Source organism: Pseudoalteromonas sp. J010, assembly GCF_003934235.1.
Taxonomy (GTDB): Bacteria; Pseudomonadota; Gammaproteobacteria; order Enterobacterales; family Alteromonadaceae; genus Pseudoalteromonas; species Pseudoalteromonas peptidolytica.
The window spans coordinates 66,255-78,788 of sequence record NZ_RDBW01000017.1; the positions used below are offsets into that span (position 1 = coordinate 66,255).

Below are 12,534 nucleotides of genomic sequence, written 5' to 3' on the forward strand. Positions count from 1 at the left end.
CTTTCTGTAACAACATAGGGTCAACATTCATTTTCATAATTTAAACCAAAGAAGAACCAACATTAACATAAAAAATCAAAAAAATAATTAGTAAATACAGCAACTTATTAAATATCAAAAAAGTTCAAAAAAAATATATTTTTTTTAAAAATACCCAGTCAACACCCCAAACCAGGTACAGTAACTTAACAAAATGACGGACTTTTTTTCTTTTTTGATCGATTTGCGTACTCCAAAGCTTGAATTCTACTCAGAATAGACTATGAGAGTGTGGCGAACGAAGTGAATGTTAATGGTAAACAGCGAAAAAAGCCGAGCCAAAACCAGTAACAAAATTAACATAAAGAAGCGAAACAATTGCTATAATTGGAATTTAACTATTCTAAAGTAAGCTAAGACTTTGCTGGCCGTCAGGGCGTATGCTTAGCTGTGCAGCGTTCGGCAACATTTCATAGATAGGCAAAATTTGTTTTTCAATATACTGATAATAATCAATATCTTTTAACTTATCAGGCACAGCGAACCTAGGCCCGTTGGTACTTAAGTAATATGGTATTTGCGTACCTTTTCTAGCGCTTGTTAAAAGCCCTTCTTCAATCGCTTGTTTTGCAGCTCTTACTTGAGGTGGTATGTTTTTGGTATATAACTCCACTGATTTGCCTAGTTTTTTCCGATATACAAGCTTTTCATCGACTTCACCAGCAAAGATGCGACTAATATACTGGTGTGTGATCACAACGGCGTCTTCTCCATCAAACAACGCTCGAATAACAGCTTGTTGGTATTCTTTTGCGATTTCAGTCCAGTCACTACGAACGGTTTCCATCCCCTTAAACACCAGTTTATTTTCACCCGCTTCAACAACTTGACCAACATAACGCTTTTTTGAGCCAATTTCTTGGCCACGGATTGTCGGCATAAAAAACGGGCTATAGTGCGTTTCAAATTCTATTTCTAGATAACTATCAAGACCAAAGCGCTCCACTAATTGATTACGCCACTTATCATTGATGGTATGCATTAGCTGTTTTCCAACAGCTTGGCACTCGTGACTCGCTAAACACTCAGGTAAGCAAACGAAAGTGGAGTCCGTATCGCCATAGATAACCTCATATCCCAACTGTTCAATCCAGGTTCTGGTTTGCTGCATAATTTGATGACCGCGCATCGTTATTGAACTAGCAAGACGAGGATCGTAAAATCGACAGCCCTTTGATCCTAGTACGCCGTACAAGCTATTCATAATAATTTTAATAGCTTGTGACAACATCATATCGCTGTTCAATTTTGCTTTTTCACGGGCGCTTGCAAGTGAGGCAACTAAGCCAGGTAAATGATGTTGAGTGCGGCTGAACTTACCTTTGTTAAACCCTTCAATTGCGTCGTTGGGAGCTTGTAACCCCTCAATTAACCCCATAGGGTCAATACAGAACGTGCGAATAATAGAGGGATAAAGGCTTTTAAAATCCAAAACCAAAATATTTTGGTAAAGCCCGGGTTTTGAGTCCATCACATAGCCGCCAGGGCTATCAAAGCTAATACCATGCTCTGATAAATTAGGGGCGATATAACCACTTCGATGTAATAGTGGTAAGTATAGATTAGTAAATGCGGCCACAGAGCCACCCATTTTCTCAAGCTCCAGTCCTGTCAGTTGCGTGCGCGCAAGCGCAAACTCCAATAAGTTTAGCTTGAGAAATATATCTAAAACTAGCTGGCAATCCTGCATATTATATGCGGCCAAAGCAGGCTTATCATGATGGAATTGGCGGATGATCTCTTCGAGACGGTCATCTTGCGCAATAAGCTTTGTGCGCCCAAGTATTTTCTCCGCTACAAAGCTGAGCTTGAAAGTTTCAAAGTGGTAGGTGGCATTTTTCATCATATCTATGCCATCTAGCATAACTCTGCCCGGAATTAACACTCGGGTGTAATTCCCTTTAAATATAGACATCGCACCACCGTCTCGCCCAATAGACAATGCCACTCCGTTGGCTTGTGCACGCTCAGCTAATATGTTTGCATCGAACTCAATCACATTCCAGCCAATTAAGACATCTGGATCCAGTCGATTTATTTGCGTCACTAACTCTTGTAATAATGCGATTTCATCATGAACCCAAATCACCTCAACGGTGGCTGGTTGTGGTTCACCTATCATGATGACAAACTGCTCGAGCTTAGTAACAAGTCCGATTGAAAACAGCACACCTTCACCGTTGCATTCAATATCTATTGATAGCATGTCAAGATTTGGCCGGTAATCATCTGAGGATTTAAATTGTGCTTGGGTAATTTCAACGTAACCTTGTTTGTGTGTCGCATGCCCCTTGACCCAAGCAGCTCCTTTAATAAATCGCTCCATTAAATAGCGGTCAGTATGGCGAATATCTTCTTCATATAATGTAACTTGGTTTTCAAGCAGCTGCTTTGCTTCGTAGAACTGAGGTAAACTACGAAACTTCACGACACAAACGGGGTTTTGATCAAAGTGCTTTAGTTGACTGGCAAAAATGTCAAAGCGTACCTGACTCTGATTGAGGATCTCTGTTACTTTTGCGCGCTGCGTGAGCTTTATAAAAAATAGTGGCTGCTCACCATCCACCCATACCTTCAGCAAATGCTGGTGTGACTTAAGCCAATAGCACAAACGCAGCTTACCGTTTACTTGTATTTGCTGTCTTGATAATACAAAGCCCTGATATATCGCTTGTGCCAACTCCAATACCACCCTAAAATAGCTCAATCACTGTGATTATATCCACCTGTTTATTGAACATAAAGGCGTTTACAACTAAACCGACCTAATTAGGATAACGATTAAACACAATTTTAGTTCAAGTGGTAGGCTTGTTCCATCTTTGCACACTAGGCCAGATACATTATGCTCTCAGACAAATTAAAAAAAACCATCCGTCAAGCACATCAGCAAATAGCGTCTGCTTTAGATGGCTTTCGCCCGCGTCCGAGCCAAAACTATCTCGTTGCCGAAATAGCCAAAACGCTGAGTGGCGATTATCATCGAACTCAACGTATATGTGTAATCGAAGCTGGAACCGGCACCGGCAAATCTCTCGCGTATTTGTTAGGCGCGCTACCAGTTGCACTTTCTAGCAAAAAAAAGCTTGTGATTTCAACGGCAACGGTGGCTTTACAGGAACAGCTCATCAACAAAGAGTTGCCTTTTTTGCAGGCTCATTCGGGTTTGGATTTTAAGTTTGATTTGGTTAAAGGTCGCCAGCGCTATATTTGTGTACAAAAGCTTATGGCAGCGGTAAGTGATGATGAAATGCAGTTGTCCATGATGCCGACAACCAGTAGTCCATTATCAAAAGCCGAACAAAGCTGTTTAAGAGAGCTTGCCCTCGCTTACCAAGAAAAACGCTGGCAAGGAGACCGAGATAGTTGGGAAGATACCATTCCTGACAAAGTCTGGAACATCATTGCTTGCGATAAACATGCTTGCCAACGTCAGCTAAAATCTCATCACTTGTGCCCTTTTCATTTAGCAAGACAGAAGATCGCACAAATGGATGTGTTGGTAATAAACCATGCGTTACTACTTGCAGATCTTGAGTTAGGTGGCGGGACTATTTTACCTGAACCTGAAGACACCTTTTATGTGATAGACGAAGCCCATCACCTCCCCCATATCACCCGTGATTTTTCCTCTGCTGCTGCAACAATTAAGGGGACTATTGAGTGGCTTGAAAAGCTCCTCAAGTTTAGTGGGAAAATGGCCAACACTGTGGTTTCACAAAAGGCCATAGGACAAAACTTTAAGTTAAATGATGCCGCCAATGACGCCGCGAAATATCTAAAAGCAGTACGAGATATTCTCGATCAAAGTGATTTTACTTACAATGATGATGACACCTATCGTTTTAGCCATGGAGAGGTGCCTGAAAGCCTAACAGTAAAAGCAAAAGATATTGCTGATGCTACGCAAGACGCACTACGCTGCCTCACAAAAATGCACGATGCTTTATCTGGGGATGTCTCTGATGGTGATGTACAAGCATTTTTAGCAGATCCATTGCTTGTTGAAAGTGGCCAGTATATAAATCGTTTAGAGCAGCTGAATAAATTGTGGTTCAGCTATGCGAAAAAGGGAGAAAGCGTCCCCCATGCAAGATGGATTAAGCGTTTAGAATACAAAAATCATCATGACCACCTGTTGTGCGACTGCCCTATTGAAGTAGGCTATTACCTAAAAGATAATCTTTGGCGAGAATGTGCAGGTGCCGTGTTGTGTTCAGCAACACTTAGTGCACTGGGCAACTTTGACCACTTTGCTCATGAAAGTGGCTTGGCAAAAGAACCTGGGGTTAAATATATCAAAGCAGATTCTCCATTTGATTATCCAAATCAAGCCACCTTGCATTTGCCCAAAACACCAACCGATCCAACCGATAAAGCATTTAGCGATTACCTTGGCGAAGCGCTACCGAATTATCTAGATACGAATAAAGCAAACCTTGTGTTATTTGCATCTTATTGGCAAATGAATCACGTTGTAGAAAAGCTAAGAAGCAAAAAGCTTAATATTTTAGTACAAGGGGAGTTGTCTCGTGATGCTTTGCTCACCCGCCATAAAGCCAATATCGACTTGGGTCGTGGCAGTATTTTATTTGGCACGCAGAGTTTATCCGAGGGTTTAGATCTCCCCGGCAAGTACCTAGAAAACCTTATTGTAACCAAGATCCCTTTTGCCGTCCCCACCTCACCTATTGAGGAAGCGCAAGCCGAGTTCATACAAAGTAAAGGCGGCAATCCATTTTTATCTATAACAGTGCCTGATGCTGCGAAGAAATTAGTACAAAGCTGTGGTAGACTGCTGCGCAAAGAATCAGATTCCGGCCGTATCACCATCTTAGATAGACGCTTGGTTACCAAGCGGTATGGTAAAGCCATGCTCGATACTCTGCCACCTTACAAAAGGCAAATTGATTAATAATGTTTGAACTCGCGTTAGAACCCACTACATGGGGGTTACTTTGCTTAGTCGCACTGGCTGCTGGATTTATTGACGCTATTGCTGGGGGCGGTGGACTACTAACTGTGCCCGCGTTGTTGACAGCCGGACTTCCACCACATTTAACGTTGGGCACCAATAAACTTGCCGCCAGTTTTGGCTCACTTACGGCCAGTTTTACTTACTATAAAAAGCAGCTGTTTAAGCCTAGCTTTTGGATAGGTTCCACTATTGCGACTGCTATAGGCGCGGTATTGGGCACTCTACTGGTCGATTTTCTTAGTATCGAGTTTTTAAATAAGTTGATACCTATCATTATTATTGTTGTTGCAATATACAGCTTGGTCGGCAAACTAAGCCCAACCGATTCACATACATTGCCCGAAGCTAATCGAGCGCTAAAAATAAAACAGTGGGCTCAAGGTCTGTCTCTCGGGTTCTTCGATGGTATGGCAGGACCAGGGACTGGTACTTTTTGGACGGCTTCAAACAGCATGCTATATAAAATGAGCTTGCTGTTGAACTGCGGCCTTGCTCGTTCAATGAACTTTGTTTCTAACTTTATTTCATTGATCACTTTTGTCGCTTTGGGACACGTAAACTTTTTATTGGGTGTAACCATGGGGGCATTTTTAATGTTTGGCGCATGGCTTGGCGCACACTCAGCCATAAAATTTGGTAACAAGTTGATCAAACCGTTATTTAATACCGTCGTCATTATTCTTGCTGGCAAGCTTATTATTGAGGCTTATTTTTCATGAGTGTGGGGCTTATCAAACTAGAACAGCAAATTAGCCGCTTGAAACAACAAGCCGTACAATTTGATGCTGCCAAATGGTTTGATAAGAACCGCTATATGCAGGCGCAACCGAGCTTATTCGATACTCGAGTGTTTCGAACCAAAAGCTTAAAGCTCAGTGATTATGTTGATGAGATCTCAGAAGCAATGACTCACCTGCCACCTAGCGAGCAACGTCACGCTTTTGCATTTGCAATAGAGCGGATAGGTTCGCAGATGGAGGCGGTGTTAAAAGTATTAAAATCAACCCCTGTATGGGCCAAAGAAAATAAACTCAACACTCCAAAGAAGGCCAAAGTTTATAAAAAAGCCGTACAAAAAATCATGCAATCCTCTCATGAATTATATCAAGAGCTCTCGCAAAATCATGAGTTTGAACGTAGATTACAAGAAATGATAGACCTGAGAAGGCTACAAATGGACAAGGCGAACGGCAATGAAGCTGCTAAGCTTAACGCCGAAATTTTAGCCCTCCATGCTCGCCTTGGTCGTTGCAGAAAAGCCATTACGGCCACCGAGCAAAAAATTCAAGAAGTAGAAAAAAGTCAAAATCGATAATGCTTTACTACCACCCAATTTACAGCGCCCTAGCTTTACCAAAGCATCACCGCTTCCCAATCAGCAAATATCAAAAATTATATCAACGATTAAATAACAACAAGTTTGCCGAGCATATCAAGCAGCCTGAGCAAAAAATTACCCGCGATGCACTCCTTCTTTGCCATGACAGCGGTTACGTCGATGCCTTTTTAGCAGGTACCCTAAGCGACAAAGCTATTAAGAGAATGGGCTTTCCTTGGAGCCGACAACTTGTGGAGCGTACCTTGATTTCTTTGGGTGGCAGTTTAGCAGCAGCTGAGTATGCACTAACGCATGGCATTGCAGCCAACCTAAGTGGCGGCTATCATCATGCACATCGTGAGTTTGGCAGTGGTTTTTGCATTTTTAATGACTGGGTTGTTGTTGCCGCGACCTTAATTGCACAACAGCAAGCTGAGAAAGTGCTGATCTTTGACTGTGATGTCCACCAAGGTGACGGCACCGCAGCCCTAGCAAAAGGACGTGATGATATTGTCACCTGCTCTATTCACTGTGAAAGCAACTTCCCAAGGATCAAGCCCAATTCAGATTTAGACTTTGCATTACCGGTAGGAACAGAAGACAAGCAATACCTTGAAACTGTTCAAGAAGCGATAACGCTAGCTACACGTATACATCAGCCAGATATCATTTTATATAATGCTGGTGCAGATATTTACCATGGCGATGAATTAGGCCACTTCAATATCTCGCTCGAGGGCGTATACACCCGTGATTCAATTGTAATTGACTGTGCCGTTACACAAAATACCCCCTTAGCTATCGCGCTCGGTGGTGGCTATCAAAGAAACATCGACCAACTTATAGATGTACATCAACAAACCTTTTTGGCTTTGTTAGGTAACCCCGCTATTATGATATAAACTAAAAAAGGAATGTGCAGGAGGCGGTATGAAATTACATGACGATATACATAATTATTACGAAAAGCTGGTTGTTGAGCATATTGTTCGTCGTAAACTAGATAAAGTCTATGATGAAGATGTTATGGCTGATTTTTGCTGCACTGTATTAAATCAGCTACCTTCACGTTATATTCGCTATGATGTAGATATGGAGTTTTACCTCCCGCAACCAGAAAGAGAAAAAATGGAAAAGGCAGTTGACGTCGCCATCGAATTTGCTGTTGCCCAAATCGCCAAAAAGAAGCAGTTTCAAGAATGAGTACTCCGTTAGAACAAGCTCCAACCCATGTAAAGCTCGCCATTGATCTTATCATGTTGCTTGAACAGCATGAGATCCCTGCTGAAGAAGTGCTCGCTGCACTTGAGATTGTTCAGTCTGATTTCAAAAAGAAATTAAATCCAGAACAAAAAACTTAACACATTATATACAATCAAGTCATACTTCCGCGATAATCTTGGATCCTAATCTCGGCGCTAGCAGCTGCTAACGCCAATTATACCCATTAAGGAAAGCGATATGACAACACCATATAAACCTCTTTTATCTCTTGCGATTGTGCTTGCTGGCGTGCAAATAGCGCAGGCTCATGATTTCATAGCCTTAGATGAAGCACTCCCCGCCCCTTACGTCATTAACGGTACAGAGCCAGTATTTGATTTTGATGGTGACGGTTGCCTCCCAAGTGCTGGGATAAGCCGAACCGGCGAACAAAACTCGGGGTTAAAAACTTCTGGACGTATCACTGGTGATTGCCGCGACAATCAATTTTTAAATACCTCAAATACGGTGCATCGATACGCCTGTAAAACGACCGAAAACGGTGATTATTGTGGCCACTTTTATGCACTTTATTTTAAGAAAGATCAGGTATTTGATTATTTTGGCGGAGGTCACCGGCACGACTGGGAATATGCAGCGGTGTGGACACTTAATGGGTTAGTCACACACGGAAGCTATAGCGCTCATGGCGATCTATTTACGAAACCGGCTCAAGAGCTGCCATTTGAAAATGGTCATTTAAAGATTGTCTATCATAAGGATGGCATACTGACGCATGCACTTCGTTTTGCCAAGCATAATGAGATTGCTGAAAATGGTTATCACCGCTTTGTAACCCCTCCGATAATAAGTTGGTATCACATGACTGGCGACAACATCTCAAATATAGACTTACGTGATAAGCTGAATCAATATGACTACGGCTCTGCGACTTTACCAGTAAAAGATAGTCGCTTTCTTAATAATTTAAATCGTTTTAAACCTGAGGGTTACCCTACCTTTACGCAAAGCGATATTGATGCCTCTAGATAGATTACACTGAACTATCTCACAGGCTATGTGCTTCAAAAGCACTTAGCCTGTGGCTTCCATACCAATTACGACATCGTTTCCGAAGGTGTATTCTGACGAGCTTGCGTCAATTTATACTGCGCAAAAAAGATACTGTCTACCTCACTGCTATTGGGATCAGTGAAATACGCAATATCACTTCGATGTGGCTGTGGTGAGAGATGATTGCCGTCTTCCCAGTATAGTACCGCGTGTTTTATCAGTTCACCTAAATAGGTATGATCCCACGCATAATGACAAAAACCATGATGATCGCTCAAATTTGGCGAATATGCTTTACTCATCGGCTTAGCCAGCTGAGCATTTTTATAGTCAGCAAAATGCTTCGCATCTTGTTCTGCGCAAAGTGGATCAGTGAAATAAGCGACATCACGTCTAGGCGGTAATGCCTGTGGCAGGCCAAACTTATCCGTTACCCCACCACATTCCACTACTATCCACTGAACAAAATGTGCACCAATAATATGATCCCATTTTAACGCTACAAACATAAACTCTCCTTTTATACTTCATTAACTAATCAACACTATTGCAAAGAGCTGATCGCGCTGGCCCTAGTTTAACGACTTAATAGCTCTGTGCTAGTCAAAGTTCTATCGGGTTTATTCCAGATCAAAAAGTTTTTCAATCTATAAAAAAGCGTTACAAGGTATTACGAGAATGCACTTTATCGCTTATTTTCGCCGATTGGACGCTAACTTCGAAAAACGTAAGATTTACTTTACTGGCACTTTTTTTACATCACACTACAATGCAAAAAAAGCAAGATTGGAAGTATAGCAATGAACATAACACGTAGTTCGCTTAAGAATCCAGCGAGTGTAATTGTCATTCTGGTACTTATAATGCTGTTTGGAATGTTAAGTATTTTTAAACTCCCCATACAGTTAACACCAGATATAGAGCAACCTCAAATCACTATTTTTTCTGGATGGCGCCAGGCTGCTCCAGAAGAAATTGAGTCAGTGATAATTGAACCGCTAGAAAATGCAGTTAAAAATACCCCAGGCGCACTTGAGATAAACACCAATATTAATCGGGGGAATGGTTCTATCACGCTCACCTTCGCTGTTGGTGCGAATATGCAGCAAGCCATGTTGGACGTATTAACTAGCTTGAATCAAGCTCCGCCATTACCTTTAGATGCGATTGATCCTGTAGTTTTTGCTGGCGGCAACAATGGCGAAGCCGCGGCCACTTTACTCGTCACGCCCAAAGACTATCACTCAGATAGTCTCGACTTCGATATGGCGCAATTTCAAAAACAAATAGATGAATTTATCGAGCCAAGACTTGCCCGTATTCCTGGGGTTGCCAGAGTCGACCTTGCCAGCGAGCGCCCCAAAGAATTACGCATTACTTTTGACCCTCACAAGGCCGCAGCATTGGGCATTAGCCTAAACCAAATTAGTAATGTTTTAGCTAGCTCTAGGGATACCTCAGGCGGTCTTGCCAATGTTGGAAGACGCCAATATACAGTCAGATTTACAGGCCAATACGACCTTTCAAATATGGCACAAATGCGCGTTGGTTACTCCGGTGATAGACCCATATATTTGGGGGATATTGCCAGTGTCGAGCGCACCTTTTCAGACCGGCTAGGTATGAGTGGGCGCAACGGTAAACCCGCCTACTACATCCGAATTTCAAGAGCAAATGAAGCCAATACCGTGGCATTGTTAGATGAGATAAACCGAGCCATTAATGAGTTAAATCAAGGTCCTTTAGCAGAAAATGGTCTGTCTATCGAACTGAGCTTTGACGCCTCAGTGCATATCCGAAACGCGCTGTCACTAGTGAAAGGAAATTTAGGTCTTGGCGTGCTGCTTTCTTGTTTAATTCTGTGGCTATTTTTCAGAGGGGTTAAAGCTACTTTTGTTATAGCGGCAACGATTCCTGTTTCCCTGATGGTGGCATTTCTCGCACTTAATATTTTTGACCGTAGCCTTAATGTGATCTCTCTTGCGGGACTTGCATTTGCTGTGGGGTTGGTTTTAGATGCTGCCATCATAGTGCAGGAAAATATAGCACGGCTTCGCACCGAGGGGTTTGATAGTAAAAAGGCCGCACTAAAGGGCGCGGCGCAAGTGACTGGCGCGCTCTTTGCTTCAACGACTACAAGTGTAGCCATCTTTTTACCTATTCTCTTTATGGCCGGTATTGAAGGGCAGCTGTTTTCGGATTTAGCACTGACACTCTCTATTGCGGTTATTGCGTCCATGCTCTGCGCCATCACACTCATTCCGCTTGCCAATCATCTTTGGCCTGACAGTGAAATAAAAACAGACCCTTACCACCAATACTGGCAAAAACTCACGAACTTCATCATGAAATTGACCAATAGCCGAACTAAGCAACTCACTTGGATTGGGGTGTTACTTGGTGGCTCGGTGGTTGCAACAATGACCATGCTACCAAAAACTGACTTTATGCCCCGAGCACCAACAGATGGCTTCTTCTTCAGTTTAGTAACGCCTCCTGGTGGTAATGTCCAATTTATGGAAGAAGAGTTATTACTGAGAGTAAAAAAGCGTTTGATGCCATATTACGAGGGCGCAAAGGAGCCCGGAATAAAAGATTTTAACTTTTATGCTTTTGGCTCTAACGCCGGGGGGTTTATTTATTCTGCCGATCCGCAGCGTGTCGAAGAATTGATGAAAGTAGCGCGAGAGGAAATTTTTGTTGACCTGCCCGATACGCAAGTCTTTTTCTTTCGAGGCTCAATGATCCAGGTAGCCAATGGTGGTGACGGCCGCGACATTAATATTGATATCACCGGCCCAAATATGGATGACTTAATTACAGGCGCTGAAGTTGCGTTAGGAGCCGTAAAAGAGGCATTGCCACAAGCAACAGCTAGGCCTCAGCCGCGCTTAGACATGGCTGAGCCAGAGCTAAGGCTTACACCAAACGATCGCCGTATCACGCAAGCGGGGTTAACACGTCGCGATGTATCGCAGGCCGTTCAAGCTTACACTGGAGGTTTATTTATCAATGAATACTTCGATGGTAACGAACGTATGAATGTCATCTTACGCGGTATTCCATGGAAGAACCCAGAAGAGCTGAAGGCATTACCCATAGTAACTCCACATTCTGGTATTCAAACGCTTGGTGAACTTGCCAATATTGAGCGTACTGTTGGTCCAACTCAGTTACGGCGAGTAAATGGTCGCCGAACAGTAAGCATCGTTGTCACTCCACCAGCTGACATGAGCTTGCAACAAGTTCAGACTATTTTGACTGAGCAAGTTATGCCTAAAGTTAGAGCAAGCATGCCTGATAGCGCTGGTGTGATTTTGGCCGGAAACGCCCAGAAGATGAACTCTGCAATGGCCGAAATGGCGCTCAACTTTGTGTTGGCACTGTTTATTTTATTCCTATTAATGACAGCTCTATTTAAATCTGCAAAAGATAGCGTACTGGTGTTACTAGTTATGCCCCTAGCGATTGCCGGTGGTGTACTGGCACTATATATATTGAACCTATTTACCTTCCAATCGTTAGACTTACTGACCATGATTGGCTTTATTATTCTGCTTGGGCTGGTTGTCAATAATGCCATTCTATTGGTCGACCAAACTCGGGTTGCCATGGCTTCAGGCATGAGTCGAGAAACCGCAGTAAGGCAAGCGGTACTGCTAAGAGCGCGGCCAGTATATTTAAGTACGCTAACGAGTTTGTTCGGTATGCTGCCACTAATGCTTATGCCTGGAGTAGGCTCTGAAATTTACCGTGGTCTTGCCACTGTTATCGTAGGTGGGATGGCAATCAGCGCGCTATTTACTTTAGTGCTCATGCCAAGCTTGTTACAGCTTGGGCGAAAAACTCCGCCTTGCCAAGGCAACCAGCAAGTAACCAAAGCTCCCTTAGCTCAGTCGCGGCTCAGTAGATAGTGAGAATA

10 protein-coding genes are annotated in these 12,534 nt (G+C 42.9%); 8 read left to right on the forward strand and 2 right to left on the reverse strand.

What is annotated here, in order from left to right; all coding sequences use genetic code 11:
- Positions 1–382: 382 nt before the first annotated feature.
- On the reverse strand, positions 383–2,719 hold the full coding sequence (locus tag EAG18_RS10745; protein WP_125252378.1) for a DNA polymerase II: 2,337 nt from the start codon (positions 2,717–2,719) through the stop codon (positions 383–385).
- Between the two features lie 165 nt (positions 2,720–2,884).
- Between EAG18_RS10745 and dinG the strand changes: the two genes are divergently transcribed.
- The 7 genes from dinG to EAG18_RS10780 all read left to right on the forward strand — a co-directional run bounded on the left by dinG (position 2,885) and on the right by EAG18_RS10780 (position 8,591).
- On the forward strand, positions 2,885–4,954 hold the full coding sequence (gene dinG / locus EAG18_RS10750) for an ATP-dependent DNA helicase DinG (protein ID WP_125252379.1): 2,070 nt from the start codon (positions 2,885–2,887) through the stop codon (positions 4,952–4,954).
- Positions 4,955–4,956: 2 nt separating this feature from the next.
- Positions 4,957–5,736, forward strand: coding sequence for a TSUP family transporter (locus EAG18_RS10755; RefSeq protein WP_125252380.1), 780 nt, complete (start codon positions 4,957–4,959; stop codon positions 5,734–5,736).
- A complete protein-coding gene (locus EAG18_RS10760) occupies positions 5,733–6,332 on the forward strand; it encodes a primosomal replication protein (RefSeq protein ID WP_125252381.1) in 600 nt (199 codons plus the stop codon). The genes EAG18_RS10755 and EAG18_RS10760 overlap by 4 nt, the downstream gene beginning before the upstream one ends.
- Entirely contained in the window at positions 6,332–7,237 is a 906-nt protein-coding gene (locus EAG18_RS10765; RefSeq protein ID WP_125252382.1) for a histone deacetylase, read from the forward strand. Before EAG18_RS10760 ends, EAG18_RS10765 begins: the two co-directional genes overlap by 1 nt.
- Before the next feature lie 28 nt (positions 7,238–7,265).
- Positions 7,266–7,538, forward strand: a complete 273-nt coding sequence (locus EAG18_RS10770; RefSeq protein WP_125252383.1) for a late competence development ComFB family protein — start codon at positions 7,266–7,268, stop codon at positions 7,536–7,538.
- Positions 7,535–7,696 carry a pleiotropic regulatory protein RsmS gene (gene rsmS, locus EAG18_RS10775; RefSeq protein ID WP_125252384.1) on the forward strand — a complete coding sequence of 54 codons (162 nt, stop codon included), beginning with the start codon at positions 7,535–7,537 and terminating at the stop codon, positions 7,694–7,696. The genes EAG18_RS10770 and rsmS overlap by 4 nt, the downstream gene beginning before the upstream one ends.
- A 100-nt stretch (positions 7,697–7,796) precedes the next feature.
- Positions 7,797–8,591, forward strand: a complete 795-nt coding sequence (locus EAG18_RS10780) for an NPP1 family protein (protein WP_125252385.1) — start codon at positions 7,797–7,799, stop codon at positions 8,589–8,591.
- Positions 8,592–8,656: 65 nt separating this feature from the next.
- On the opposite strand, the gene EAG18_RS10785 is transcribed toward EAG18_RS10780, so the two are convergent.
- Positions 8,657–9,121, reverse strand: coding sequence for a hypothetical protein (locus EAG18_RS10785; protein WP_125252386.1), 465 nt, complete (start codon positions 9,119–9,121; stop codon positions 8,657–8,659).
- Positions 9,122–9,412: 291 nt separating this feature from the next.
- On the opposite strand from EAG18_RS10785, the gene EAG18_RS10790 reads away from it, so the two are divergent.
- A complete protein-coding gene (locus EAG18_RS10790; protein ID WP_125252387.1) occupies positions 9,413–12,526 on the forward strand; it encodes an efflux RND transporter permease subunit in 3,114 nt (1,037 codons plus the stop codon).
- Positions 12,527–12,534 lie beyond the last annotated feature (8 nt).

What these genes read in the sequence shown, in the direction of transcription:
- dinG (WP_125252379.1), top strand. Translation starts at nt 2,885, where the DNA reads ATGCTCTCAGACAAATTAAAAAAAACCATCCGTCAAGCACATCAGCAA.
- EAG18_RS10755 (WP_125252380.1), top strand. Translation starts at nt 4,957, where the DNA reads ATGTTTGAACTCGCGTTAGAACCCACTACATGGGGGTTACTTTGCTTA.
- EAG18_RS10760 (WP_125252381.1), top strand. Translation starts at nt 5,733, where the DNA reads ATGAGTGTGGGGCTTATCAAACTAGAACAGCAAATTAGCCGCTTGAAA.
- EAG18_RS10765 (WP_125252382.1), top strand. Translation starts at nt 6,332, where the DNA reads ATGCTTTACTACCACCCAATTTACAGCGCCCTAGCTTTACCAAAGCAT.
- EAG18_RS10770 (WP_125252383.1), top strand. Translation starts at nt 7,266, where the DNA reads ATGAAATTACATGACGATATACATAATTATTACGAAAAGCTGGTTGTT.
- rsmS (WP_125252384.1), top strand. Translation starts at nt 7,535, where the DNA reads ATGAGTACTCCGTTAGAACAAGCTCCAACCCATGTAAAGCTCGCCATT.
- EAG18_RS10780 (WP_125252385.1), top strand. Translation starts at nt 7,797, where the DNA reads ATGACAACACCATATAAACCTCTTTTATCTCTTGCGATTGTGCTTGCT.
- EAG18_RS10785 (WP_125252386.1), bottom strand. Translation starts at nt 9,121, where the DNA reads ATGTTTGTAGCGTTAAAATGGGATCATATTATTGGTGCACATTTTGTT.
- EAG18_RS10790 (WP_125252387.1), top strand. Translation starts at nt 9,413, where the DNA reads ATGAACATAACACGTAGTTCGCTTAAGAATCCAGCGAGTGTAATTGTC.